Source organism: Halorubrum rubrum (assembly GCF_024494685.1).
Classification (GTDB): Archaea; Halobacteriota; Halobacteria; order Halobacteriales; family Haloferacaceae; genus Halorubrum; species Halorubrum rubrum.
The window spans coordinates 52641-77044 of sequence record NZ_JANHDM010000008.1 but is presented as its reverse complement, the minus strand read 5'-3'; the positions used below and the strand labels follow the sequence as shown (position 1 = coordinate 77044).

Annotated in this window: 24 protein-coding genes; 6 read left to right on the top strand and 18 right to left on the bottom strand. The window is 68.8% G+C overall.

Annotated elements, in window-relative coordinates; genetic code table 11:
- Positions 1 to 5: 5 nt before the first annotated feature.
- Both hflX and NO889_RS10075 read right to left on the bottom strand, forming a co-directional pair.
- Positions 6 to 1376, bottom strand: a complete 1371-nt coding sequence (gene hflX / locus NO889_RS10080; protein WP_379787275.1) for a GTPase HflX — start codon at positions 1374 to 1376, stop codon at positions 6 to 8.
- Positions 1373 to 1723: a DUF2209 family protein gene (locus tag NO889_RS10075; RefSeq protein WP_256412219.1), complete on the bottom strand. Its 351-nt coding sequence runs from the start codon at positions 1721 to 1723 to the stop codon at positions 1373 to 1375. Before NO889_RS10075 ends, hflX begins: the two co-directional genes overlap by 4 nt.
- Positions 1724 to 1930: 207 nt before the next feature.
- Between NO889_RS10075 and NO889_RS10070 the strand changes: the two genes are divergently transcribed.
- Positions 1931 to 3295 (top strand): MFS transporter, encoded by a 1365-nt coding sequence (locus NO889_RS10070; protein ID WP_343217970.1) that lies wholly within the window; start codon positions 1931 to 1933, stop codon positions 3293 to 3295.
- Positions 3296 to 3333: 38 nt separating this feature from the next.
- Here NO889_RS10070 and NO889_RS10065 read toward each other — a convergent pair whose 3' ends face one another.
- From NO889_RS10065 to NO889_RS10055, 3 genes are all read right to left on the bottom strand, one after another.
- A complete protein-coding gene (locus NO889_RS10065) occupies positions 3334 to 4428 on the bottom strand; it encodes an archaeosine biosynthesis radical SAM protein RaSEA (protein ID WP_256412121.1) in 1095 nt (364 codons plus the stop codon).
- Positions 4429 to 4517: 89 nt separating this feature from the next.
- Complete coding sequence (locus NO889_RS10060; protein ID WP_256412120.1) at positions 4518 to 4976, bottom strand: DUF8162 family protein; 459 nt, start codon at positions 4974 to 4976, stop codon at positions 4518 to 4520.
- Positions 4958 to 5461, bottom strand: coding sequence for a VanZ family protein (locus tag NO889_RS10055; protein ID WP_256412119.1), 504 nt, complete (start codon positions 5459 to 5461; stop codon positions 4958 to 4960). Before NO889_RS10055 ends, NO889_RS10060 begins: the two co-directional genes overlap by 19 nt.
- A 292-nt stretch (positions 5462 to 5753) precedes the next feature.
- On the opposite strand from NO889_RS10055, the gene NO889_RS10050 reads away from it, so the two are divergent.
- The 3 genes from NO889_RS10050 to NO889_RS10040 all read left to right on the top strand — a co-directional run bounded on the left by NO889_RS10050 (position 5754) and on the right by NO889_RS10040 (position 8521).
- Entirely contained in the window at positions 5754 to 7679 is a 1926-nt protein-coding gene (locus tag NO889_RS10050) for an aldehyde ferredoxin oxidoreductase family protein (protein WP_256412218.1), read from the top strand.
- A gap of 68 nt (positions 7680 to 7747) precedes the next feature.
- Positions 7748 to 8101 carry a DUF8066 domain-containing protein gene (locus tag NO889_RS10045; protein WP_256412118.1) on the top strand — a complete coding sequence of 118 codons (354 nt, stop codon included), beginning with the start codon at positions 7748 to 7750 and terminating at the stop codon, positions 8099 to 8101.
- A gap of 48 nt (positions 8102 to 8149) precedes the next feature.
- Positions 8150 to 8521, top strand: coding sequence for a DUF8147 domain-containing protein (locus NO889_RS10040; protein WP_256412117.1), 372 nt, complete (start codon positions 8150 to 8152; stop codon positions 8519 to 8521).
- 12 nt (positions 8522 to 8533) lie between these two features.
- Here the strand turns inward: NO889_RS10040 and NO889_RS10035 are convergent, their stop codons facing one another.
- The 5 genes from NO889_RS10035 to NO889_RS10015 form a co-directional block, all read right to left on the bottom strand.
- Entirely contained in the window at positions 8534 to 8890 is a 357-nt protein-coding gene (locus NO889_RS10035) for an AzlD domain-containing protein (RefSeq protein ID WP_256412116.1), read from the bottom strand.
- Positions 8887 to 9576 carry an AzlC family ABC transporter permease gene (locus tag NO889_RS10030; RefSeq protein WP_256412115.1) on the bottom strand — a complete coding sequence of 230 codons (690 nt, stop codon included), beginning with the start codon at positions 9574 to 9576 and terminating at the stop codon, positions 8887 to 8889. Before NO889_RS10030 ends, NO889_RS10035 begins: the two co-directional genes overlap by 4 nt.
- Positions 9577 to 9581: 5 nt before the next feature.
- The gene (locus tag NO889_RS10025) at positions 9582 to 10442 is read right to left on the bottom strand and encodes an RNA methyltransferase (RefSeq protein WP_256412114.1); all 861 of its coding nucleotides are present in this window, start codon (positions 10440 to 10442) and stop codon (positions 9582 to 9584) included.
- Positions 10439 to 11050: a DUF8114 family protein gene (locus tag NO889_RS10020; protein ID WP_256412113.1), complete on the bottom strand. Its 612-nt coding sequence runs from the start codon at positions 11048 to 11050 to the stop codon at positions 10439 to 10441. The genes NO889_RS10025 and NO889_RS10020 overlap by 4 nt, the downstream gene beginning before the upstream one ends.
- A gap of 111 nt (positions 11051 to 11161) precedes the next feature.
- Positions 11162 to 11626: an SHOCT domain-containing protein gene (locus tag NO889_RS10015; protein WP_256412112.1), complete on the bottom strand. Its 465-nt coding sequence runs from the start codon at positions 11624 to 11626 to the stop codon at positions 11162 to 11164.
- A 467-nt stretch (positions 11627 to 12093) separates the two neighbouring features.
- Here NO889_RS10015 and NO889_RS10010 point away from each other — a divergent pair, with 467 nt between their 5' ends.
- Positions 12094 to 13299, top strand: a complete 1206-nt coding sequence (locus NO889_RS10010; protein WP_256412111.1) for a dihydropteroate synthase — start codon at positions 12094 to 12096, stop codon at positions 13297 to 13299.
- A gap of 177 nt (positions 13300 to 13476) precedes the next feature.
- A complete protein-coding gene (locus tag NO889_RS10005) occupies positions 13477 to 14181 on the top strand; it encodes a 6-hydroxymethylpterin diphosphokinase MptE-like protein (RefSeq protein WP_256412110.1) in 705 nt (234 codons plus the stop codon).
- 39 nt (positions 14182 to 14220) lie between these two features.
- On the opposite strand, the gene NO889_RS10000 is transcribed toward NO889_RS10005, so the two are convergent.
- The 8 genes from NO889_RS10000 to NO889_RS09965 all read right to left on the bottom strand — a co-directional run bounded on the left by NO889_RS10000 (position 14221) and on the right by NO889_RS09965 (position 24188).
- A complete protein-coding gene (locus NO889_RS10000; RefSeq protein WP_256412109.1) occupies positions 14221 to 14412 on the bottom strand; it encodes a hypothetical protein in 192 nt (63 codons plus the stop codon).
- Positions 14396 to 15484, bottom strand: coding sequence for a hypothetical protein (locus tag NO889_RS09995; RefSeq protein WP_256412108.1), 1089 nt, complete (start codon positions 15482 to 15484; stop codon positions 14396 to 14398). The genes NO889_RS10000 and NO889_RS09995 overlap by 17 nt, the downstream gene beginning before the upstream one ends.
- A complete protein-coding gene (locus tag NO889_RS09990) occupies positions 15481 to 16641 on the bottom strand; it encodes a signal peptidase I (protein WP_256412107.1) in 1161 nt (386 codons plus the stop codon). Before NO889_RS09990 ends, NO889_RS09995 begins: the two co-directional genes overlap by 4 nt.
- Positions 16638 to 18146 carry a DUF7467 domain-containing protein gene (locus NO889_RS09985; protein ID WP_256412106.1) on the bottom strand — a complete coding sequence of 503 codons (1509 nt, stop codon included), beginning with the start codon at positions 18144 to 18146 and terminating at the stop codon, positions 16638 to 16640. The genes NO889_RS09990 and NO889_RS09985 overlap by 4 nt, the downstream gene beginning before the upstream one ends.
- Positions 18143 to 18937, bottom strand: a complete 795-nt coding sequence (locus tag NO889_RS09980; protein WP_256412105.1) for a hypothetical protein — start codon at positions 18935 to 18937, stop codon at positions 18143 to 18145. The genes NO889_RS09985 and NO889_RS09980 overlap by 4 nt, the downstream gene beginning before the upstream one ends.
- A gap of 326 nt (positions 18938 to 19263) precedes the next feature.
- Complete coding sequence (locus NO889_RS09975) at positions 19264 to 21063, bottom strand: vWA domain-containing protein (RefSeq protein ID WP_256412104.1); 1800 nt, start codon at positions 21061 to 21063, stop codon at positions 19264 to 19266.
- 118 nt (positions 21064 to 21181) lie between these two features.
- Complete coding sequence (locus NO889_RS09970) at positions 21182 to 22711, bottom strand: vWA domain-containing protein (RefSeq protein WP_256412103.1); 1530 nt, start codon at positions 22709 to 22711, stop codon at positions 21182 to 21184.
- Positions 22712 to 22853: 142 nt separating this feature from the next.
- Positions 22854 to 24188: a choice-of-anchor W domain-containing protein gene (locus NO889_RS09965; RefSeq protein ID WP_256412102.1), complete on the bottom strand. Its 1335-nt coding sequence runs from the start codon at positions 24186 to 24188 to the stop codon at positions 22854 to 22856.
- Between the last annotated feature and the right edge of the window lie 216 nt (positions 24189 to 24404).

The window sequence follows — 24404 nt, the reverse complement described above, 5'->3', positions numbered from 1 at the left end:
ATCGACTACGTCGAACTGGTCGGGGCCAGCTCCGCCGCCTTCGAACGCGCGCGAGAGACGATCGACGGCTTGGCCTCGAAGGCGAGCGTGACGTGCTCGTCGGCGTACGTCTCCTCGTCGACGTACGCGTGGTCGTGGATCCACGAGACGAGGCTCATCGCGTCGTCGGAGACGGGCAACATCAGCCGCTCGCGCTCCCACTCCGGGAGCTCGGCCTCCACGCGGTCGCGAAGCTCCGCGACGCCCGCCCCCGTCCGCGCCGAGACGGCGACCGGGTCCGGCGCGAGCCCCGAGAGCGCGGCGCGCTTGTCCGCCAGCTCGCCGGGCTCGAGCCGGTCGATCTTGTTGAAGACGGTGACGATGGGGGCCTCGTTGCGCTCGTACAGCGTGTCGTGGCTCGTGACGAGCTTCTCGCGCATCTCCGGCACCGGCTCGCTCGCGTCCACCACGAGCAAGACGAGGTCCGCGCGGTACACCGAGTCGAGCGTCGACTCGAACGACTCCACGAGCCAGTGGGGAAGGTCCGCGATGAACCCGACCGTGTCCGTTAACAGTACGTCCCGTTTCTCCATCTCCGCCCGGCGGGTCGTCGTGCCGAGCGTGGTGAAGAGCATGTCCTCCGACTCGGCGGTCCGGGCGAGGTCCGGGTGGCGGTCCTCGTTCTCGTCGACGTCGAGTTCGGCCGCCAGCTGCCGCATCAGCGTCGACTTCCCCGCGTTGGTGTAGCCCGCGAGCGCGACCAGGTCGAACCCGGAGTCGCGGCGCTGCTCGCGGCGGGCCTGCTCCTTCTCCGCGATCGACTCCAGCTCGTCGCGGATCTCGGAGATCTGCCGTTTGATGTCGCGCTCGACGCTCTCGTCGTACTCGCCGAGCCCCATGAAGCCGGGGCGCTCGTCGCGTTTCGCCAGGCTGGCCTTCGCCTCCGCGCGCGGGAGCTCGTACCGCAGCTCCGCGAGCTCGACCTGGAGCTGGGCCTTCCGCGTCTCCGCGCGCTGGCCGAAGATCTCGAGGATGAGCGTGAACCGGTCTATCACCTCGACGCCCTCTGGCAGTTTTCCGCCGATATTGAACGTCTGGTAGGGCCCCACGTCGTTGTCGATCACGACGCAGTCGGCGTCGCGCTCGCGGACGAGGTCGCGAAGCTCCGCGACCTTCCCCTCGCCGAACATGAACGCGGCGTCCTCGGTGCGGGTCTGGGTGAGCCCGCCGACGACCTCGTAGCCCGCGGCCTCCGCGAGCCGGGAGATCTCTGTCAGGTCGGCGTCGCCGGCGTCGACGCGCTTCGCGACGATCGCCCGGCGGTCGCCGGTCCCTCCGCCGTCGGCTCCTCGGTCCGCTCGATCCGTCGGGCCAGGCCGGTCGGGACTCCCCGTCACAGGAGCAGCCCCCGAGCGGCGTACGCGGCGTGATGTGCGGCCTGCACTGTTTCGCGTTCGCCTATGCTCTCGACGTATTTAAACTCGGGCTGGAAGCTCAGTCCGATCCGCTCCGCGGGCTCCTCGTAGAACTCCCCGTGCTCGGAGACGATCGGACACGCCGGCGGCTCGGGGAGGTTCCCCACCGCCTCGGCGACGAGGTCGACCGTCGCCTCGAGGGTCGGCCCCTCCCGCACGCTGGCGAACCCGATCCCCTCGACCGAGCGGATCCGGCTGGAGTCGACGATGGCGTGGACCGCGGCCGCGACCATCAGGTACTCGCCCTCCTCCTCGTGGCGGCCGCTGATGTCGACGCCGACGACCTCAGGGGCGGGCGCCGTCCACCCCGGTTGTGCGCGTTCCGCCCGCGCGCCCTGGAACCATACGTGGCGTAGGTTCCCCCTCGGCTTGAAGTTCCCGCCCGAGCGGTCCGGATCCCCGATCGTCACCCCTCCCCGCTCGTCGCCCCGTCCGTCCCGCCCGAGTTATGTGTCCTCGACCGCGTGATGGTTCGTATGTCGAAGTCGTGGCTGTACGCGTGGGGGCTCGCCGGGGTCGCCTTCGGCGGGGCGTCGCTCGTCGTCCCGCTGTACGTCGTCGAGCTCGGCGGATCGGCGGCCACCCTCGGCACGCTCGCCGCGGTCGCCGCCGCCGTCGGCGTCCCCGGCGCGCTCGTCTTCGGTCGGCTCGCCGACCGAACGGGGCGGCGACGGGGGCTCGTGCTGGGCACGCTCGCGCTGCTCGTCGTCTCGCTTGCGGTCCTGCCCGTCCTCGAGTCGATCCCCGCCGTGATCGCCGTCAACGGCGTCGTCTGGTTCGCGTTCGCGGCCGCCACGCCGGTCGTCACGCTGCTCGCGGTCGCCGGCGCGCCCGAAGCGGAGTGGAGCGCGCGGATCGGCGAGTTGAACGAGTACCAGGGGACCGGCTGGGCGCTCGGGCTCCTGCTCGGCGTGGCGTGGACGGGAGCGGCGACCCGCCTCGGAGACGCGAGCGGGATCGGGGGTCTGCTCCTCGCGCTCGCCGCCCTCGCGGGCGGCGGACTGCTCGCCTCGATCCGGTGGCTCCCGGCCGACGCCGAGTCGGCCGAGGTGTCGCCCCGACGGCTCCGGCGGGCCCTCAGGCGGGCGAACCGCTTCAGCGTCCGGGCGGCGACGTTCCCGCTCGCGGTCGGACGCGCGGACTTCCGGCGGCTCCACCCGGAGCGGCTCGCCGAGCGGTTCACCCCGACGCTCGCGCTCTACTTCGGCGCGATCACGCTGTGTTTCACCGGCTTCGCCGCCTTCTTCGCGCCGCTTCCGGCGTATCTCACCGACATCGGCGTCGGCTCGGACGGCGCGTTCGCCCTCTACCTGGTCAGCAGCGTCGCCTCGGCGGCGGTCTTCGAGCGGGTCGGGGAGGCTTCCGGCCGGCGCGACCCGATGTCGCTCCAGGTGCTGGGGCTCTCGGCGCGGGGGATCGCGTTCCCGCTGGTCTTCGTCGTCGGGGGCGCACTCGGCGTGTCGGCGCTCGGCTACCTCGGTATGACCGTCGTGTTCGGGGTCGTCGGGCTCACGTGGGCGGTGATCGCGGTCACGGCCGGGACGCTCGTGACCCGGCTCGCGCCCCTCTCCGTCCGCGGCGAGGCGCTCGGCGTGTACGCCGCGTTGAGCGCGCTCGCCGGGACCGTCGGGAGCGTGATCGGGGGGCGACTCGCCGCGACGAGCTACGCGTGGGGATTCGCCGCCGCCGGCGCGCTGGTGCTCGTCGGCGCGGCCCTCGTCCACCTGCTCGGGCGATGGACGCGTCGGAACGCCGACTCCGCGACGACCGCGACCGACCCGGCCGAGGGGCCGCCGTCCGACCCGCCACGGTCGACCGAGACGCCGACGGACGACGGGTGAGTTCGGGCGATCTCCGCCCGGACGGGTCTCCGGATCCCCTACCGCGCCAGCGGCATGTTGTAGCTCGTCTCCTCCGCCATGACGACCTCCCAGGTGTCCTCGCATGCACAGGAGACCTGCTCGAAGACGCTCGGGTCCTGCCGGCGGTCGAAGTCCTTGATCGCGGTCTGGACCCGGTCGTCGCACTCGCCGCAGTTGTGCGCGCCCCGGTCGGAGCCGTGGCCGACCGGGTCGGAGACGACGATGGCGTCGACGTCGGCGGTCTCCTCGAGCACGTGCGCGACCGTCCAGAGCCACGGCGGCCGGTAGCCCCCCTCGAAGAACAGCTCGTCGACCATCGTGTACCGCTGGACGTTCGTCGGGTTCATCGAGACGGTGTGACACCCGTCGACGGCGGCGCAGCGCCGGATCGAGTCCACCATGTCCGCGGCGGCCTCCGGCTCCGCGAGGAACGGCGGCTTCAGGAGGAGGTACGCCTTGACGCCCACGTCGGCGTCGAACGCGGCGTCGGCGGCGGCCGCCTCGGCGCAGGCGTCCTCGAAGTCGGCGAAGTCGAAGTACTTGTTCACGCAGTCGCGGCGGACGCGGTCGGTCGCGGTCTCGAGCCCGACGGCCACGTCGGTCGCGATCCCGTGGTCGGCGAAGTCCCCGACCTTCTCGCGGTCGACGAAGTCCGGCAGCGACTCGACGACGATCCGCTCGCGGTCGGCGAACGTCTCGGCTATCGCCCGTCTCGTCTCCGCGGGGACCTCGCGCTCGTCGAGGAAGGAACCGGAGGTGTAGATCTTGATCAGCTCGGCGGGCTCCTCGGCGTTCTCGCGCTCGTGTTCCAAGCAGGCCTCGATCTGGGTCGTGAGGTCCTCGTGGCTCACGCTGCCGCCCTCGACGGACTCGGCGACGTAGCCGCACATGGTACAGCCGCCGGCGCGGGCCCACCGGCAGCCGCCGGTGTTCAGGATGATCGTGAGCGAGTTCACCACCCCGTCGGGGGTGTTGTCCTCGTCGATCCAGACCCTGGTCGGCTCCGTCGGATCGTACGTCTCCGAGCGCTCGGCGCGGATGTCGCGCATGACCGCGTTGTGCGCGTCCATGCCGCGCCCCTGCTCGTAGGCTTCGGGGCTCGGTTGGCTCATTGTCGGGGAAAGCGGCCGAGCGCGTAAAGCCGTGTCGTCACGGCGGAGCGTCGCGTGACCGTCGAGCGGTCACGTCGGCAGGTTCGCGATCACGTCGGCAGGTTCGCGAACATGATCCCGAGCGCGAAGGCGACGAACGTGGCCGACGCGACGACGGCGTACCAGCCCACGCCGACCGCGAGCGCGACGCGGCCGCCGAGACCGGAGGGCGACTCGGGCGACCAGACGCCGCGCTCGGGGAGGAGCCGCAGACACGCGAGCGCGGCCAGCCCCGGAACGAGGACGTTCGCGGCGACCACGCCGGCGACGATCCCGGCCGCCTCGCCCCCCGTGACGGAGCCGGTGCCGGCGACGAGGAGGACGGCGCCGAAGTACGACAGGACCTGAATCACGACCACGCCCGCCCCGACGACGAGGTAGTTCGCGAGGAGAGTTCGCGTCGGCCAGACGAACAGCGCGCGGAGCCGATCCACGGCCAGAAGCGGCGACCAGGCGAACAACACGACGGCGGCGAACGCGGAGAGGACGGTCAGTTCGGTGGGGACCATGCGTCGGCGTCTCGTCGGGACGGCCCAAATATCCATCCCACGACGACGCCCGCCGTCGCGCCGATCGCGTTGACGAGGGAGTCCCGCCACGCGAACGTCCGCCAGGGGATCGCCGTCTGGACCAGTTCCACGCCGAATCCGAAGGCAACCGCGACCGTCGCGGCGGCGAGCGACCCACGGATGCCGCGACCCGTCGCGCGCGCCGACAGCGCGGCGAGGACCGCGTAGCCGACGAGATGGAACGGGTCCGTCGGGGAGATCACGTCGGCGGCAAGCCGGCCGATCCCCTCCCCTCCGGTTCCGCCCCCCGGCACGGGGAGGACGGACGCGACGAGCACGACGACGGCGAACGCGGCGGCGGGTCGCCAGCGCGCTCGCGGCGGGTCTCCCTCCCGAGTGCCCTCGAGCCCGATCGATCCGTCGGCGGCCGCTCCGCCATCGGCCGCTCCGTCGGCGGTCGAACCGTCGCGATCGGGGTCACTCACGGGAACTCGTTCGACCGCGGGTCGGTTAGCTCTTCGGAGCCGATCGCCGCGAGATCGGCGTTCCGTGGCGTCCGACGAACCGATCCCGCGGCGAAACCGGCCGTGGGAACGTCACGTCTCGCCGACCGTTCGCTCCGATCGGTCTCCCGAGGTCGAGGGAGCGGCCCGAGTCTCGCACTCGTCCCCCGAGCGCGGGGAGGCCCGCCGATCGATCTCGGTGTAATCGATATCGGTTTCGAAATAACGTGAACATCTAACACGCTGCGGGCCGTCTATAATGATAGAGCATTACATGACTGAAATGGGTGGCTACAGGGACCGAGTTGCACAGGTCGATCTCACAGACGGGGCCGTCGAGTACCGCGGGATCGACGACGAGGACGCCGAGAAGTACATCGGCGCGCGCGGGCTGGGCGTCAAGTACGTCTTCGACGCCGGCCCCGACGTCGACCCGATGGGCCCGGACAACCGGCTGGCGTTCATGACCGGTCCGCTGACGGGCACGCAGACCGTGATGAGCGGGCGGATCGCGCTGGTGACGAAGTCCCCGCTGACGGGGACGGTCACCGACTCGCACCACGGCGGCTGGTCGGGCGCGCGGCTCAAGTGGGGCGGGCTCGACGGCATCCTGCTCGACGGCGCGAGCGACGACCCCGTCTACCTCGTCGTCGAGGACGGCGACGTGGAGGTCCGCGACGCCTCCCACGTCTGGGGGAAGGGCGTCCACGACACCATCGACGAGCTCGGCGAGGAGGTCGAGGGATCGGTCGGCAAGAACCTCTCGGTGATGGCGATCGGACAGGGCGGCGAGAACGGCGTCCGCTACGCCTGCGTGATGAACGAGGACGACCGCGCCTCGGGCCGCGGCGGCACCGGCGCGGTGATGGGCTCGAAGGGAGTGAAGGCGGTCGTCGTGAAGAGCGGCACCGACATGCCGAAGCCGGCGGACCCCGAGACGTTCAAGGAGGGGTACCAGCAGGCGATGGAGGTCATCCGGGAGTCCGACGTCACCGCGCCCAACGAGGGCGGGCTCTCGATGTACGGCACCAACGTCCTGATGAACGCGACCGAGGAGATGGACGGCCTGCCGACGAAGAACGCGAAGTACACCTCCACGGAGGCGTACAACGGCACCGAGGGGATAGACGTCGACGCCGAGCGCGTCTCCGGCGAGAACGTCCGCGAGAACATCCTCGTCGACGAGCCGACGTGTCACTCCTGTCCCGTGGCGTGTAAGAAGGAGGTCGAGGTCCAACTCCACCACAAGGGCCAGGACATGAACGTCCGCACGGAGTCGTACGAGTACGAGTCCGCGTGGGCGCTCGGCCCGAACTCCGGACACACCGACCGCGACGAGATCGCCCTGATGCTCGAGCGCTGTAACGACGTGGGCGTCGACACCATCGAGGTCGGCAACACGATGGCGATGGCGATGGAGATGACCGAGGAGGGGAAACTCGACGCCGGCATCGACTGGGGCGACTCCGAGCGCATGATCGACCTCATCGACGAGATCGGCAACCGCTCCACCGAGCTCGGCGACCTCCTCGCGGAGGGTCCCGACCGCGTCGGCGAGCGCAAGGACGCCCACGACAACAAGCTCTCGGTCAAGGGCCAGAGCATCGCGGCGTACGACCCGCGCTGTATGAAGGGGATGGCGATCGCGTTCGCCACCTCGAACCGCGGCGCGTGTCACCTCCGGGGCTACACGCCCGCGGCGGAGATCCTCGGGATCCCGGAGAAGGTCGATCCCTACGAGTGGGAGGGGAAAGGCGAGCTCACCGCCACCTTCCAGGACCTCCACGCGATCTCCGACTCCTTCGACATCTGTAAGTTCAACGCGTTCGCGGAGGGGATAGAGGAGTACGTGCTCCAGTACAGCGGGATGACCGGCCGCGACGTGACGGAGGACGAGCTGTTCGAGGCGGGCGAGCGGATCTACAACCTCGAACGCTACTTCAACAACCTCGCGGGCTTCGACGGCGAGGACGACAGCCTCCCCGGCCGGTTCGTGGAGGGTCATCCCGACGCGATCCCCGGCCAGGGCGCGAGCGAGGGCGAGCTCGCCGAACTGGACCTGATGAAGGAAGAGTACTACGAACACCGCGGCTGGGTCGACGGCGTCGTCCCCGACGAGAAGCTCGACGAGCTCGGGATCGACGTCGGTCCCGGCACGGGCGTCTCCGCCGGCGACTCGGCGGCACCCGCCGACGACTGAACGCCCCGGCCGGACGACCGGACCGTCCGCCTTCATCTTTTAAGTAGCCGGCCGCGGTAGCCGCCGGCATGGTCCACGACCCGCTCTCTCCCTCCGAGGCGCTGCGCACCCGCGTCGGGACGGTTCTCGCCGCCGTGAGCCTCTTCGCGCTCGTGTACGGCGTCCTGATCGTCGCGGAACTGCTTCTCTCCGTGCTGATCGCCGGATCCCTGACGATCGGCGCGTACCTCTGGTACCGAACGTTCGCCGTCCTCGACTCGATCGCCGACGCAGCCCAGCGGTTCGCCGAGGCGACGGAACGCGAGGCCGGCACGGAATCCGGTGGTCGGGGCGCCCGCGGCGCTCGCAGTGCTCGCGACGACGACGCTCGCAACGCGTCGGCCGGAGTGGGCTCGACCCGTCCCACGGAGCGCGAGCGATAGCCGGCCCCGGCGGGTCGGTTTATATCCGATCACGTCGAATCCGGCGGTATGACCGGACGCCCCGTCGCGACGCTGGGAATCGCGCTGACGACGTTCCTCGTCGTCACCGTGCTTCTCACGGAGCTGCTCTCCGCGAGGATCGCCTTCTCCGCGATCGTCGCGCTCCCGATCGGCGTCGTCGCCGGCGCGGTCGCGGGGGTCGCGACCTGGGTTCGCCTCTGGAGGCGGGCCGGCCTTCGTCCCGTCCTCCTCGGCGGCTCGGCGGTCGGCTACGCGCTGCTCGCCGCGGCCGCGGTGTCGTACGCCGTCCCGCCGGCGCGTCCGTTCGTGAGCGCTTCGAGCGCGGTCGGATTCGCGGTCGGCTGCGGCGTCGCCGCCCTCCTGCTCGCCCGGCGATATCCGGAGCGGATCGCCGGGTAAAACCGAGGAGGGTTACGCGAGGACGACGAACCGGAGCAGCCACAGCGCACCCATGCCGACCGCGATGGTCGCGAACACGTTCTCCGTTCGCCACGCGACCGCACCGGCGACGACCCCGGCGAGCAACCGTTCGTCGACGACCGTCCCGGCGAGCGAGGGACCCACCGTCACCAGATCGGGGAGAACGAGCGCCGCCAACACCGCGGGCGGGACGTACCGAAGCGGTCGCCTGACGCGCGCCGGAACCTCGTCGATCCGGCCGAACAGGTGGATGAACGAGAGCCGGATCCCGTAGGTGAGCGCTCCGATCACGAGGATGGCCGCCCAGACCCGCGGGTCGCTGACGACGGTGCCGATCCCGCCCGTCACGACGCCGTCACCTCCGTCGCCATCCCGGCGGCGATCCCGCACACCGCGCCGACCAGCAGTCCGAGGTTGAGCGGGAGTCCGGCGGCGACGACCGCGACCGCACCGCCGACGATCCCCGCGGCCGTCGTCGGTCGGTCCTTCATCGCGGGGACCAACAGCGCGAGGAACACGAGCGGCACGGCGAAGGTAAGCCCCCACGCGTCGGGGACGCCCGCGCCGACGACGACGCCGACGACCGTCCCGATCTGCCAGACGATCCACAGCGACGCCGCCGCGCCGAGGTAGTAGCGCCACCGACTGCGGCCGTCGTTCCGCTCGTACTCGGCGATCGAGAGCGCGTACGCCTGGTCGGTGAGCAGGTACGCGAGGCCCGCCCGCGTCCGGCGGGCGTAGTCGGCGAAGTACGGCGCGATCGACGCCGAGTACATCATCATCCGGAGGTTAATCACGGCAGCGGTGCCGATCACGACCGCGAGCGGCGCGTTCGACCCGAGGAGATCGATCGCGGCGAGCTGTGACGCGCCGGCGAACACGATCACCGACAGGCCGACCGCCTCCGCGAGCGTGAGCCCGGCGTCGACGGCGGCGATCCCGGCGACGAGCGCGAACGGGACGATCCCCAACATGAGCGGCGTCACGTCGCGCACGCCGGCCGCCAGGTCCTCGTGGAGCACGTCCCCGTCCATGCGAGTCATTCGCTGGGGTAGGTCGGCTCGTCGTGTTTGGCGGCGAGGTAGTCGGCGTGTTCCAGTTTCGTCGTCGCCTTCCGCACGGTTCCGAGGAGCGAGTGGACCTCCCGCTCGGTCGGGTGCGCGCGGCCGAGCAGCCGGCGCATCAACAGCGCGTTCTTCTCGCGGCGGTGCTCGCGCTGGCCCGTCGCCGAGAGGAAGTCGCCGAAGAGGTCGTGGAGCCGCTCCACGTCGGCCTCGGGGGCGCGGGTGACCGCGGTGTCGGGGAGCTGCGTCTCCTCCACGGTGAGGTCGCGGAGCTCGTAGAGGAGCACCGTCGCCGCCTGTCCCAGGTTGAGCACGGGGTAGTCGTCGGCCGCGGGGATCGAACACACCTCGTCGAGCCGCGAGAGCTCCTCGTTGTTGAGCCCCCGACCCTCCCTGCCGAAGACGATCGCGGTCGGGGCGTTGACGGTCGCGAGCGACTCCCGCAGCTCGACGGGCGTCTTGAACGGCCACCGCTCGTGGCTGCGGTCGTCCTCGCCGGTGATCGCGGTGGTGCCGACCGTGTGGTAGCGCTCGACGACCTCCTCGAAGGTCACCTCGTCTGCGTTCGGGAGCACGTCCTCGCGGGCGTGGCCGGCGAAGCCGTACGCCTCGCCGTCCTCGTCCAGTTCGGGGGGATCGACCAGCTTGAGGTCGCGGAGGCCGAAGTTCTTCATCGCCCGCGCGATGGTGCCGACGTTGCCCGGCGTCTCGGGCTCGACGACGACCACGACCGGCTTCCGGCGGGTCGACGGCTCCGGTTTCGGTTCCGCGGAGTCGGAATCGGCGTCGCTCGCGTTCCCCCCGTCGCCCGCGTCGCCCGCGTCTCTCCCGCTCATCGGTCCGATGGGTACTCCGTCGAGAGGTCGACGTCGGAGTCGGCCAGCTCCTCCTCGCTGAGGCGGTCGTCCTCGGCGTCCCCGTCGCCCCGGTCGGACGACTTCTCGCCGGCGAGCGCGCGGATGTCGATCCGGTCGCCCTCGAAGTTCTCCTCGAGTCGCTTCTGGACCTCGTGTTGGTCCGGGAGTTCGGGGAGCCCCTCGGGGTCCTCCTCGACGTGCTCGACGGACGCGTAGCCGTCGGGGGCCTCGTTGCCGGCGGCGACCCACTCGTGGAACCGGTCGCCGAACTCCTGGCTCCCCTTGTGCTCGCTGCCGCCGGCCTCGCGGAACCAGTAGATGAAGTCGGGCTCGTGTTCGGCACAGAGCAGGACCTCCCCGCCCGGCTCGCCGTACACGATCTCCGCCTCCCTGCTGCGGTGAACCTCCTCCTCGCCGTACTCGAGATAACAGACGTCACACGGCTCCTCGACGAGTCCCACGAGCCGTACGAGCCGCTCTCTCGGCTCCTCGGGGATCTCCTCGAGGGGTTTCAACTCCCCGTCCTCGGAGATGATCTCCTCCTCGTCGAACCGCCAGCCGCGGAGGCCGATGCTCACTTTCGCCATGTCCACGGCTTGTCGCGGCGCGGATAAAAGCGCGTCCTTCCGGGGCCGCGGTTCCGATACCCGGCGGATCCGCGGTCGATCGAGAATTCGCATCGAGCGGTTCCGGAGTCCTCAGGATCGGTCGCGGTCGAGCGCGTGCTCTCGGTCGCGTTCCTGCTTCCGTTCCCGCCACTCCGCAGCGTCCTCGGGTGTTTCGGTCTCCAGCAGTTTGTCCAGCTTGCGCTCGAACTGCTCGTCGGTCAGGTCGCCCTCGGCGTATCGGGTTCTGAGGCGGTCGATCGCGTCGGCGTTGCCCTCGCCGGCGTCCTCGGTGTGATCCGTCTTCCGCGCCTGCGTGTTCTCACGCGCGGTTCGTCCCTCGGGTCCACTCTCCGCCGATTCGTCCGTTTCCTCTTCTTCCTCCTCGTCGAAGAGTACCGAGACCACCGGAACGACCACGACGTAGCCGAACAGCATGAGCGGGAGCCACCACTCGAACTCGAGGAGGAGCGCGGCCAGCCAGACGCCCGTGACCACGGTGGAGGCGATCTCGGTCGCGTTCTCCCTCGCGCGCTCGAGCGGGGACGAGTCGGTCATACTATCGCGTTTCACCGGAGTCGTACAAAACGCTGCCGTCGGATCCGTAGGTGGGCGTCGTTGTTGACGCGATGAACACGTCCGAAACCGCAGTCTTTCGGCTGTACGCTGCTGAAAACGTGACTGCGGAGAACGTCTCCAAAGCCCCAGTCGCGAGGACTCGGGGGCCTCGCTGCGCGCTTCAGTCGTTCGCTCCGCTCACTCCTTCCAGTGCTTACTTCGGCCGCCGTCGTCCTCGCGACTGCCCCTTTGAGTCCCACCCCACAGCACCGCAGCCGCACCTCACGCCTCCCCAGCCTCGTCGGCCGCCCTCCGCGTTGCTCCGGCCGGCCGACTCCCTCGCGGGCTGCTCGCGCCCTTCCGGGCGCTCGCAGGCGCGCCGACCGGAACGATCGTTCCGGCGGGTCCTCCGTCCCCTCGCCCGCCGGTTTCGGGCGGGATTTAAGAGTCGCGCCCCTCGATCCGGTATGCGAAACGTGGACGCCGCGGGGCTCGGGATCGGCGACGACCACCCGCCCCGGATCATGGGCGTGTTGAACGTCTCGGCGGAGTCGCCGTACGACCCGAGCGTGTACGACGATCCGGGAGAGGCGGCGGAGTACGTCGACGAGGATCTGATCGACGAAGGGGCCGACATCGTCGACGTGGGGCTCGAATCAGCGAACAAGGACCTCGACGTGCTCTCCGCGGAGGAGGAACTGGAGCGGCTCGACGTCGCGGTCGAGACGCTCGAGTCGACCTCCCGCGACGCGGTCTGGTCGATCGAGACGCGGTACCACGAGGTCGCCGACGAGGCGCTCGCGCGCGGCTTCGACATGGTCAACGACGTCTGCGGGTTCGCCGACCCGGAGATGCCGCGGGTGTGTCGCGACCACGACGCCGCCGTCTCGAAGATGGCCTCGCCGCCGGATCTCGAGCGGCCGGGCGCGATCGAGGACGTCGACGAGATATACGACGCGCTCTCGATGAACGGCTTCACCGACAAGACGATCCTCGACCCCGCCTTCGGCGGCTGGTCGGCGGCCAAGACCCACGCCGACGACCGCGAGACGTTCCGCCGGCTCCGGGAGTTCCGCGGCTACGGCCGCCCGCTTCTTGTCTCGATCAACCGCAAGAGTTTCTTGAAGACCATCGCGGGACGAAGCACCGAGGAAGCGCTCCCGGTGTCGCTCGCGGCCACCTCGATGGCCGTCGAGCGCGGCGCGCACGTGATCCGCACCCACGACGTGGCCGAGACGCGGGACGCGGCGCTGATCGGCGAGGCGTTCGCCCGGAACCGTCACAGTCACGACGGCCGGGTGTCGGTCGAGGAGCTCGACGTGACCACGGTCCGCGAGGCCGAGCGTCACCTCGACCGGCTCGGTACTCCCCGCGACGTCGCCGACGAAACCGTCGTCCACACCTACCAGCTGTCGGGACTGCCGGGGGAGGCCGTCGGCGCGCTCCGGGCGGCCACGACGGAGTGTGACGCCGCCTTCGCGGTCGGTCGGGGAAGTGACGACGGCGGGGTCGGCGACGACGGCAAACACGACGAGAGCGACGTCGATCCGCTCGGAGAGGGGACCCACGGCGTCCTCGTCGGCACGGCCGACGGGATCTCGTCCGTCGTATCGGCCGCTTCCGGCGTTTCGGAGGCGCTCGATGCCGCCCTCGCGGCGATCGGCGACACCTAGAAGTAAGAGAAAGTTTATGCCGCCGTGTGGACAACGCATCAACCGGACGCCGAAGGGGCACGCGGGTAGGGGTACTCTGTGCCACTTCGGCCCATACCATATTCACCACCGCGAGCGGCAGCGCCGTCCCGACGGACCGGAGCCTCGACCGCTCGACGCGACGCCGAGGGTGACTCCGTGAACTTCGAGACCTTCGAACCCGTCTACGAGGCGATACTGGCGGACTTCGGGTTCGCCCGTGCCGCGGACGAGGAGGCCCGCGACGTCGCAGCGACGCTGTCGACGCCGTTCGACCTCTCCCGGTTCGACGACTGGGCGGGGCGGACCGTCGCCGTCGCGGGGGGCGCGCCGCGTCTCCGCGAGGACGCGGAGATCCGCCTCGCTCGCGAGGCCGAGGTCGTCGTCGCCGCGTCGACGGCGGCGGACATCCTCCTCGAGGCGGGCGTGGCCGTCGACTGTCTGGTCACCGACCTCGACAAGAACCCGGAGACCGCCGTCGAGTTGACCGAGCGCGGCGTGCCGGTCGCGGCGCACGCCCACGGCGACAACGTTCTCGCGGTCCGCGAGTGGCTCCCGCGGTTCGACGCCGATCACACCCTGACGACGACCCAGGCGGCCCCCGCCGGTCCGGTCCGAAACGTCGGCGGATTCACCGACGGCGACCGCGCCGCGTTCCTCGCGGACCACGCGGGTGCCGGTCGGCTGACCTTTCCGGGATGGGACTTCGACGACCCGGACGTGGGCCCGATGAAGGCGCGAAAACTGGAGTGGGCAGCCCGGCTGCTGGGCTGGCTGGAGCGGCTCCGCGGCGAGCGGTTCGCCGTTCTCGCCGACCGGCGCGGGCGGGTCCGTCGCGAGCTCGACGCGTTCCTCGAGGAGTGAGCCCTCTCGAGCAGTGAGTCGTTCGGGCCGAAAGTCGTCTCAGAACTCGAACAGGAGTCCGTAGCCGAAGACCGCCAGGAGCCCGGCGAAAAGCGCCAGGAGCACGCGACGCTTCGTGATCCACGGTCGCGTCCCGAGCGACGACAGTCGCCTGGGTCGGTGGCCGTTCCGCCGTCGAAAGGCGGTTCGACGACCCTTCGGAACGCAGCACTTCTCACGTCGATCGCCCATCGTCACCTCCGGTTTCGTCGCCGGTGTCGTCGTCGGTGTCGTCGCCGCTTTCGTCCTCGTCGCTGCTTTCGTCCTCGTCGGTGTCGTCGCCGTTGCTGGTGCCGTCGTCGGTTTCGTCTTCGCCCGAGTCGTCAGTGTCGTCGTTGCCGTCGTCACCATCGTCGGTTCCACCGTCGCCGCCGTCGTTCCCGTCTTCGGACTTCGCCGTTTCGTCCTCACCGCTCTCGTCCTCACCGCTCTCGTCACCGTCGTCGGTGGTGTCGGTCTCTCCGGCTCCATCGTCTTCGGTACCCGTCGTCTCCTCGTCACCGTTCGCGTCGTCCCCGCCGTCGGTCTCGTCGGAGTCGTCTTCGGTTTCGGGGTTCTGCGCGTCGTCGGTGCCGTCCGTCTCGTCGCCAGCGTCCTCTCCGTCGCTCTCGTCGTTTTCGCCGCTCTCGTCGGCATCGTCAGCGTCGTCGGAGTCATTGTCGTCGGCGTCGTCAGCGTCTTCGGGTCCGTCTTCGCCGTCGTCATCGGCGGCTCCGTCGTCGCTTCCGGCCGTCTTTTCGTCGTTCTCGACGTCGCCGTTCTCGACGTCGCCGTTCTCGTCGCTTTCCGTGCCGTTATCCGGCTTCGTCGGTTGGTCGGATTTCGGCTCGGCGTCCGTCTCGTTCGCCGGTTCGTCGTCGGCGTCGTCGCCGTCGACGCTCTTACCGCCGTCTCCGCCGTCCTCACCGCCGGTCTCGGGCGTCTCACCGTCTTCATCGACGGAGGTTCGGGTGATCCCGACGCCGTCGCCCTGGCCGACGCCGTTCTTTTCACCCCGATCGGACCCGTTTCCGTTGCCCCGGCTGGTGTCGTTCTCGTCGTCGCTCTCGTTCGCCTGGGTCTCGAACGACGAGCCGTTCGTCGTCGATCCGTTCTCCGTGGAGCCCGCCTCCTCGGATTCGAGTTGCTCGAACTCGTCGACGCTCGCGAAGTTCCCCTGGACGGTGACCTCGTCGGAGAACACCGCGAGCGTCCCGGCTCCGCCGCCGAATCCCGCGAGTAACACGAGGGCGGCGACCATCACGACCGACGCGGGTCGGGTCATCGGCCCTCCTCGTCGGCGACCTCGGCGGCCTCCTCGATCGCCTCCGATCCCCCGTCCGTGGCGGACGCGATCACGGGCCGCTCGAAGATCCCCATCGGATTTCCGTCGTCGATTCCGCTCGGTCCGTCGACGTGACCGTCCTCGTGGCCGTCGAAGTCCTCGCGGTCGTCGTCGACGGCCGCTCCGCCGTCGTCTCCCTCGGTAGGGGCGTCGCGATCGGCGTCGAGACCTCCGTCGTCCCTGCCGTCTCCGTCGTCTCCACCGTCGCCATCTCCGCCGTCGTCGTCCGCCGAACGGGACGCGTCGTCGGCCGACCTCTCACCGCCGCCGGCCGTGACGAGGAGCACGCCGGCCATCAGGAGCGTCATGCCCGTTCCGACCGCGACCGCGATGGTCAGGGCGGTCTGGAGCGTGTACGCCGTGTACGCCGCGTACGGAACGAACAACAGGAGGACGCCGACGGCCCCCTCCACCGTCCGATTCGTCACGACGAACCCCGGATCGTCGGCGGCGGACTCGGGTTCGGCGGATTCGGTCGCGGCCGCGGCGGTCGTGGCCGTCGTCTCCGTGTCCATCGCTTCCCCGTCCGTCGCCTCCGCGTCGGCGTCGACCGTGTCCGGATCGGCCGCCGTCGAGTCCTCGCCGCTCCGGGTCCGGGAGCGGTAGAGGCTCCAGAGCTCCGAGACCGCGAGCAGGGCGAACGGCACGACGACGAGCAGGACGAAGCCCGTCGAGGAGTCGGCGAACTGGATCACGTACCCGATGTACGGGATCGAGAACGCGACCGCGCCGAGGACGTTGGAGGCGGGCACCGGCGCCGAGTCCGGGTCCTCGTTGGCGTCGCCCTTCGTCTCGAAGGCCACCTCGCCGCCCGTCTCCGTCACCCCGATCACGCGGTGGGTCACCGGCACCTCGCTCTCGCCGCGGACGAACGTGATCACGTCGCCCTCGCCGATCGCCGCCGGGTCGCGTTCGTCGACGACGACCACGTCGCCGGGGGCGATCGCGGGCGTCATGCTCGCCGTCAGGACGACGAAGCTGTACTCCGCCCCGACGACCGCCGGCACCGCGTACACCACGAAGGGCGCGACGACCGCGATCAGCAGGGCGATCCCGAGCAGGTTGGCAAATCGTTTGAACGTGATAGGTGAGTTCATTGTAGGTCCTCCGAGTCGCAGAGCGCGTTTTCGTCGGTAAACGTCCCGTCGACGAGTTCATAGAGCGTTCCCCCGGATCCGTCGGAGCCGAACGTGTCTCCGATCGTAAGGACCTCGGAGCAGCTGGTGTGGATCTCCACGCTCTCCGAGGCACCTTCATCGCCGCCGTCGACGATCTCGATCGTCGTGTTCTGTCCGAGGCTCGTTCCGACGTTCCCCCACGTTTGGGGGACGTCGCTGCCGTCGGCGGTGAACGTCCCACCGGACGCGATCGTCGCGTCCCCGAACACGACCCCGTTTCCGCCACCCGTCTGCTGCGTGATGACCCGTATCGTGGCGTCGGACTCGCCGTCGTACCGGAACGTCAGGTCGCGGTAGCGGACGTTTCCGCCGCACTCGCAGTCGCCCGAATCGTCGTCGTCATCGCCGTTCTCGCCGTCCTCGTCCACACAGACGTCGATCTGGATGTTGCTGATTCCGGCGAGATTCCCGCCGTTATTTTCGGGCGAGTACAGTATCTCACCCGTGTCGTTGCTCGGGGGTTTGATCGGGTACGTCTTCGTGTCGTTTCCGCCCTTGATCCGGACCTCACAGAGCCGTTCGGCCGGGTCGCCGTTCGCGTCCACGAGCTCGAATCTGACGCCGACGGCCTCGTTGCCGTCCTTGTCGACCTCGGTGACGAAGAGGTACGCGTCGCCGGCGAGCGGACCCTCGTCGATCGTCAACCACGTCGAGATATCGTTCGGGTCGCTGAGGTCGACGTTTCCGTTGATCCCGTCCGCCTTGCCGCCGTCGTCGCAGTCCACACACTCCGGTTCGGGTTCGTCACACGGTCCGAACTCCGCGTAGGGATTCGATCCGGTGTCAGCATCGTCCTCTGAGACGTGCCGGCACTGCTCGGTGTAGAGTTGGAACTCGAACGCCGTCGTCTTCCCGGCCGCGGCGGCCGGCGCGTCCTCGGGAAGCTCCCAGGCGAGTTCGATCTCGAGAGCGTCTCCCTCCGGATCGAGACACGCGTCGCCGTCGAGGTCGTCAGCCCGGAGTCCGTTCACGAACTCGCGGCGGAGCTCCGAGAGCGACCCGGACGGAAACACCGAGTCGTCGCCGACCTTGAGCGATACCTTCAGTGCGTCGCCGAGCGGGTCCTGCGTCGGGGGACAGGTCGTCGCGAACCAGAGCCTCGCCGGGTTGCTCCGGACGGAGACGTCGAACGTCACGTCCCCCCGGTCGCCGCGGTCGATCGGCTCCGCGGGCGCGTAGCTCACGGTCCCGTTCGAGACGGTACACCCCGAGTTGCCGTTCGAGTCGGAACACGACACGTCGAGTGCGACCTCGCCGGCACCGATCTCGTTGCGCGGCAGCGTCTCCCCGTCGGAGAGGTACGCGAACGTTCCCGCGCCGCTCGCGGCGCCGATCGCACCCAGTCCGCCGAGCCCCGCGAGGAGCCGACGACGACTGAAGTCGGCCGGTCCGGGGCCCTTTCGTCCGCTCCCGTCGGCGGTCATTCCGCCACCTCCGAGTCCGCCGATTCATCCCGGTCCGGCACCGATTCCTCGAACGGGTTGCCGTCCCACGCGCAGTCGACCGCGTAGAATCGGACGTCGAAGTCGACGGAGCCGCCCTTCCCGGCGTTGCCGCCCTCGCCGATCGGGAACGCCCAGTTGAACGCGAGACAGCGGCTCTCGTCGGGAGTCAGACAGCCGTTGTCGAGTATTCCGGGATCGACCTCGATCCCCTCCGTCAGGTCGTCGCCGTCGAGCTCCGCGAGCGTCCCGGCGAATATGCCGTCGCCGAAGGTCGGGAGGTCCTCGACGCTCTCCGCGCCGGCACAGCCGCCGACGCCGAGGAATCCGGTGTCGTAGCGAACGGAGACGTCGATCCGTTCCGCGAGCGCCTGGCTCGCGGGGTCGGAGCCGATCTCCGGGTCGATCTTCATCCACACCCGGACGCCGTCCGGGACGTTCTCGCCCGGATCGTCGATCCGGAGGCCGACGCTCGTGGAGCCCGTATCCATCGGGAGGACGTTCTCCTGGTCGATGAGGCGGACCGGCGAACCGATCTCGTCGACCTCGGTGACCTCGTCGGTCGGGCTCTCTCGGACGAGCTGGTCGTTGTATCTGCTCCGCCAGCCGACGAGCAGGTTGGTCGGAACGTCCGACTGCGCGTAGGTGTAGCTCGTGTACTGGTCCCAGCTGCCCGTGGACCGTCCTCCGGCCATCCCGAGGGTGGCGAAGCCGACGGCTCCGATGCCCGCGAGTGCCTGCCGCCGAGTCAGATGTATGTCTCGTTTCGTCATTCGTGTCTCGTTTTCGGCTCCGGACGGCCGGTTCGTCGATCGTCTCCACGCGTCCTCGGTACGTATGTATGCGTCTCCTACCCAAACGGTTCGGACACCGAACCGCGTTGATTGGGCCATTGAACGACCGGCAGGGTGTGCCTGTCAGGCAGGCCGTTCCCCCGATCTCGCCGTCGATCCGTCTCCGAGTCCCGTCGTCGGCCGCGTCCGTTGCGATCCGGTACGGGAATCCCACCGACGGAGTCGAACCGCCGTCTCGACCGCCCGTACGGGCTTCGAGTGGGAGGCGGGCAGCACGGTCGTGCTGTCCGCGGTCGGTTGCGTCGCTATACGGGTTCTGCGTTCTCGCCGGCGAACGGGTTCGTCTCGCCGTCGTTGTGGCGGCACTGTTCGGCGTGGAAGTCGATATCGAACTCCACGAGATCCGTCTGAACCTCGTTTCCGACGTCGGCCGGGAGCCACCACTCGAAGCCGACACACCGCGTCAGACCGGCGGGATAACACGCCGTACCGTCGCCGAATCGATTGGCGTCCAGCGCATATCCCTCCGCGAGCGTCTCAAGCACCTCTCTGAGGGTGCCGTCGGCGATTACCGTCTCTCCGAAGAGGATCTGTGCGATCTGTGCGAAGATCTGTACCAGTTCGATCTCCTCGGGTGCCTCGAAGAACAGCGTCGGCTGTGTTCCACTGGTATCCTCCGAAGCGATGTTGACGAGGGTCTGCCGTGCGGGAGCCGTGTTCGGGACGCCCTCCAGCCCGAAGCCGATCGCGTAGATAACGACGTCGGTCTCGTCTTTGATCTCGTCGGCGACGTCCTCCACGTCGTCCTGTGCGTTCGAGACGCTGACGTCGTCCGCCGCAGCCTCCTTGTCGGAGTCGCTCCACGACTGCCAGGTGGAGTACGACGGGAAGTCGGAACCGTCCCGGTAGGTCCACGTGGGCGCACCGTCGCCGATGACGATCATGACCTTCCGACGACCGGAGTTGCTCGCTTCGAGCACCTGCCGACCGCCGTAGAGCCCCGCACCGATGTTCGTCCCGGCTCGGGGAGCGTCGCCGTACTGGTAGGCCTCGATCTGGTCGATGGCACCGTCGATGGTTGACGTGCTACTCGCATCCGTGAGCGCGAGGAGTTCCTCGTCTATCCCGCCGAACTGGACGATTCCGAGCCTGTCGTCGTCGCCGGATCCGTTCACGTTCGTTCGAAGGTTGTCAGTGAGGGATTCGATCGCGGATACCGCTTGGTATATCCGCGAGTTCGGACCCTGTCCGTCGCCCACGACGTTGTCCGGGCCCGGATCGCCGATCTCGTAGGTCATCGAACCCGAGACGTCAACGACGACCGCGATGTCGACGGGGCCGGATTCTTGCCCCTCCTCGTAGACGTTGTTACAGTTGTCGTCGTACCAGACGCGAGCGCGGATCGCGTCCGCGAGCTGGCCGCCCCAGTCGCCCTCGACGTTGTAATAGCGTTCGTCGTCCGCGACCGCATCCGCGAAGAACTCGGAGTCGTCGCTTTCGGTTTCCGTGTACCCCGCGTCCTCGAGAGCGGTCCGTTCGGGATCGTTGATCCCGTTCTGCGCGTTACGGTTCAGACTCCCGCCCATCCACATGTACGCGGGATTGTCGAACAGGTGGAAGCTGATCGTCGCCTCGCCGTAATCTCCGGGCTTCACGTCCTCGAGTTTGAACAGCGGGAAGCCGGAGTCGGTGAGTTCCTCGCGTTCGAAGCCGCCGAGCTCTCCGTTGGACTCCACCCCGACGTTCGCGGCCTCGATCCAGCCGTCCGGCTCCGGGTAGTCGCTACGCTCCGGAACTTGGTCGAGCACGTAGGTCCCGGACCCCTCGGGGTACTCGGTCACGTTGACGTTCTCGTTGTAGTTCGGGTCGTCGTCGTAGACCGCCCGAAGCTCCTCGAGGCGTCCCGGCCCGCCCTCGTACGTGATCCGGTAGTCCATCTTGAGGTCGAGTTCGCCCGCTTCGAGGGAGTTCCCGGTGAACCCCTCCTCGTCGCTGAAGTACGCCGTCGTTCCGAGGCCCGCACCCGCGGAGGCGACACCGATCGCTCCGAGGCCGCCGAGTAGCGTCCGGCGTGAGAGGCCGTTTTCCGTTCTTTTTCGTGTCATGAGTGTGCTACCGCGCTTCGTGTGAGCGCGGGGGAATCCCGCCGGCGGAGTCGAACCGCCGTACTCCGAACGGGATCCACGCGGATTCGCGTGGGGGGAGTTCACAAACTAGGACGGATCAGGCTGCGAACGGGTTGCCAGGCTCGTCGTTGTGGCGGCACTGTTCGGCGTGGAAGTCGAAGTCGAACTCGACGGAGTCCGTCTGGATCACGTTGCCGACTTCGGTGTCGATGGACCACTCGAACGCGACGCAGTGGGTTCCCGGACGGAAACAGGCCGCATTGGCGTCGGTGGAGCCGATCAGGGGTGCCGGATCGAGTCGCATCCCGTCGCTCATCTCGTCGCCGAACTCCTCCAAGGTGCCCTCGAAGATGATCTCCTCACCGACGATGATCGCCTGGAGGATGTCGTCGTAGATGAGCGGCAGAACCGTGGAGAGGTCGTCCGCCGAGGAGTTGTAGTAGTCGGTTCCGTCGCCGTCACCGGTCGGAGTCGGGCTGCTGCCGGCCATGTCCCTGAGCAGCTGGGGCTCGCCATCTCCGGGCTCGTTGATGTCGATCGTCACGATTCGGGTTCCCGCGTCCTTCGCGACGTTCGCCTCGTCCAGTTCGTCGACGTTGCTCTCGAACTGCTCGCCGTCAGTCAGGACGATCATGACCTTCTGCGCGTCCGATCGACCGTTCGAAGCGAGGAACGACTGGGCCTCCTGGACCGCGAGCCCCAGCGCGGTGCCGGTGACGTCGTCGGGAGCGGCCTGAATGTCGTCGATCGCGTCCTTCACGTCGCTCTCGACGCCGGACGGGGCGAACTGGACGCCGTCGGCGTAGTCGCTCCCGATGTAGTCCTCGTTCCCGAAGGTCAACACGCCGAGGTACGTGTCGGCGGTCTCGTCGAAGACGACCTCACAGAAGCTCTCTGCGGCCTCTCTGGCTTCCGCGAGCTTCGTGGTCTGACCACCCTCTCCGTCGGAGATGATGCCGCCGTACTGATCGTACTCCATCGAGCCGGAGATGTCCTGCACGAGGAGGATGTCCGTTTTGCCGGCCTCCTCGTCGTAGGTGTTCGAGCAGTCGGAGTCGTACCACATGCGGACGTCGATGTTCTCGGCGAGTTCACCCTCGCCCTCCCCGCCGGTGTCGTCCACGAGCGATTCGGGCTCGTTCAGCCCGTTGTCGTCGTCGTTGTAGACGCTCCCACGCATCCAGACGTACGCGGGGTTGTCACAGATGTGGAAGGACATCGTGACCTCGCCGTAGTCGCCGGGCTTCACGTCGTCGAGCTCGAAGATCGGGATCTCGTCGCCGTTGATCAGGCCTTCGGTATCACACGAGAAGCCGAGGTCGGCCCGCTGCTCCCAGGTCAGCGGCCCCTCGGACGTGTCCTCCCCGTACTGCTCGATGAGTTGTTCGGCCGAGGGACGCTGTCCGATGAGTTCCGGCCCGTTCGGACCGTCGTACGTCGCCTTGTAGTCCAGCATGAGATCCAGCCGGCCGGCGGTCAGGGTGTTGTCGGTGAACCCCTCCTCGTCGCTGAAGTACGCCGTCGTCCCGAGGCCGGCCCCCGCGGAGGCGACGCCCATGGCCCCGAGGCCGGCGAGCATCTTCCGCCGCGAGAGTCCGATCGTGTCGATGGTATCGTTGTCTGTCATGAGTGTAATTCCCCGAGGGGAAGTCCCACCGACGGAGTCGAACCGTCGTACGCCGCGTGGGTAGATATCCGATCGTCGCTTGCTGCGACCGTGATGGGGTGCCTGGGACCCCAGGACGAGCACTGGGTGTCTTGTCCGGAGCCTACTCGACGCTGATGTCGAAGGCGACGCCCTCCTCGGAGCCGGAGTAGTCGCCCTGTACGTCGACGGTCACGTCGCCGCTGATGGTGAACGCGTTCGCGACGTCCGCGGCGTCCGTGTTGAACACGAGGTAGGTGACCTCGCGGCCGGAGCCGTCGTTGGTCGCGGAGACCGCGTCGGGGCCGCTGAGAGTGACCGGGGTGCCGTCCAGGTCCAGCGCCAGGTTCGCGACGGAGACGGAGGCCTCGTCGGCCTTCGTCGTGATCGCGAGTTTCCCGCTGGGGGCGGGGATCCCCTCGTCGACGTTCACGCCGTCGAGGGTGAACGAGGCGTTCCCGCCGCCGTCGTAGGTGTAGCTGAACGGGACGGGATTGCCGAGTACGGGCGTCCATTCGTAGTTGGCCGTGTCGGCGCTCCCGACGTCGGGGCCGACGGCGACCTCCCAGGAGCCGGACGGGCCGTCGTTGCCGAAGCGCCCGCGGGCGAAGGAGGTCTCCTGTTCGGTGGCGAACTCCTGTTGCTTGGCGAAGCCCTCGCCGGTCTCGGTCGTGACGGTGGGTTCACACGGGTTGGCCGTGCCGTCGTTGTGGCGCGACTGGATCGCGTGGAACTCGAAGTCCATCGTCAGCGAGTCCGTCTGGATCTCGTTGCCGACGTTCGTCGGGACCTCCCAGAAGAGGCAGACGCACGGACCGGTGATGTACGAAGGACCGTCTTCAGGCTCGACGACTTCGGAGTACTCCGCCTGGTCGCCGGGCGCCACGCCTGCGACGCCCTCGCCGTCGAGGGGCGCGCCGCCGGTGATAGCTGCGACGACGTCGACGAGCGAGCCGGAGGCGATCTCTCCGTCCGCGAGCGGTTCGCCGTCCTCGTCACAGTAGGCGAGACTCGCCACGATCGACTCGCCGAGCTCGCCGAGGTCGGGGGTGTCGTCGACGGCCGACTCGGGCTCGGTCATCCCGTTCTCCTGCTGCGAGAGGTCACCGCACGCCCACACGTAGGAGGGGTTGTCGACGATCTCGAAGCAGAACTCCACGTGGCCGGAGTCGCCCGGTTTCACGTCGTCGAGCTCGTAGAACATGCCGGCGGGATCGCCGTCCTGCGTGCCCATCGCGCTGTCGGCCGTGTTCTCGACCGCGCCGTCGCTGTCGTAGGAGGCCTCGTAAACGACCCGGAGGTCGAGCGAGCCCGCGGTGAGCGTGTTGTCCGTGAAGCTCTCCTCGTCGCTGAAGTACGCCGTCGTTCCGAGTCCCGCACCCGCGGAGGCCACGCCGATCATTCCGAGGCCGCCGAGCATCTGCCGCCGCGAGAGTCCGAAGTTGTTGTTATCGTCCATTGGTTATCCCTGGCGTCTTCGGCCAGTACCCCTCCCTTAGCGGAAGGGGGGATAGTTACGACTCGACACGTCGGATCCGAACGCCGCCATCGACGGATCGAACCGCGCCATCGACGGAACTAACCCCTCGTTCGACCGAATTCGAGGGTTTCGGGCGGGTTCGAAGGAACGCCCGGAAGGGCCGGGTGGCGGGCCATACCGGCCACGTGGCGATGC

Coding starts and splice junctions, on each gene's coding strand:
- NO889_RS10010 (WP_256412111.1), top strand. CDS start 12,094: ATGCGAAACGTGGACGCCGCGGGGCTCGGGATCGGCGACGACCACCCG.
- NO889_RS09970 (WP_256412103.1), bottom strand. CDS start 22,711: ATGACAGACAACGATACCATCGACACGATCGGACTCTCGCGGCGGAAG.
- NO889_RS10070 (WP_343217970.1), top strand. CDS start 1,931: ATGTCGAAGTCGTGGCTGTACGCGTGGGGGCTCGCCGGGGTCGCCTTC.
- NO889_RS09965 (WP_256412102.1), bottom strand. CDS start 24,188: ATGGACGATAACAACAACTTCGGACTCTCGCGGCGGCAGATGCTCGGC.
- NO889_RS09985 (WP_256412106.1), bottom strand. CDS start 18,146: ATGACCGCCGACGGGAGCGGACGAAAGGGCCCCGGACCGGCCGACTTC.
- NO889_RS10025 (WP_256412114.1), bottom strand. CDS start 10,442: ATGAGCGGGAGAGACGCGGGCGACGCGGGCGACGGGGGGAACGCGAGC.
- NO889_RS10050 (WP_256412218.1), top strand. CDS start 5,754: ATGACTGAAATGGGTGGCTACAGGGACCGAGTTGCACAGGTCGATCTC.
- NO889_RS10020 (WP_256412113.1), bottom strand. CDS start 11,050: ATGGCGAAAGTGAGCATCGGCCTCCGCGGCTGGCGGTTCGACGAGGAG.
- NO889_RS09980 (WP_256412105.1), bottom strand. CDS start 18,937: ATGACGAAACGAGACATACATCTGACTCGGCGGCAGGCACTCGCGGGC.
- NO889_RS10065 (WP_256412121.1), bottom strand. CDS start 4,428: ATGAGCCAACCGAGCCCCGAAGCCTACGAGCAGGGGCGCGGCATGGAC.
- NO889_RS10015 (WP_256412112.1), bottom strand. CDS start 11,626: ATGACCGACTCGTCCCCGCTCGAGCGCGCGAGGGAGAACGCGACCGAG.
- NO889_RS10045 (WP_256412118.1), top strand. CDS start 7,748: ATGGTCCACGACCCGCTCTCTCCCTCCGAGGCGCTGCGCACCCGCGTC.
- NO889_RS10060 (WP_256412120.1), bottom strand. CDS start 4,976: ATGGTCCCCACCGAACTGACCGTCCTCTCCGCGTTCGCCGCCGTCGTG.
- NO889_RS10030 (WP_256412115.1), bottom strand. CDS start 9,576: ATGGACGGGGACGTGCTCCACGAGGACCTGGCGGCCGGCGTGCGCGAC.
- NO889_RS09975 (WP_256412104.1), bottom strand. CDS start 21,063: ATGACACGAAAAAGAACGGAAAACGGCCTCTCACGCCGGACGCTACTC.
- NO889_RS10000 (WP_256412109.1), bottom strand. CDS start 14,412: ATGGGCGATCGACGTGAGAAGTGCTGCGTTCCGAAGGGTCGTCGAACC.
- NO889_RS09995 (WP_256412108.1), bottom strand. CDS start 15,484: ATGACCCGACCCGCGTCGGTCGTGATGGTCGCCGCCCTCGTGTTACTC.
- NO889_RS09990 (WP_256412107.1), bottom strand. CDS start 16,641: ATGAACTCACCTATCACGTTCAAACGATTTGCCAACCTGCTCGGGATC.
- NO889_RS10040 (WP_256412117.1), top strand. CDS start 8,150: ATGACCGGACGCCCCGTCGCGACGCTGGGAATCGCGCTGACGACGTTC.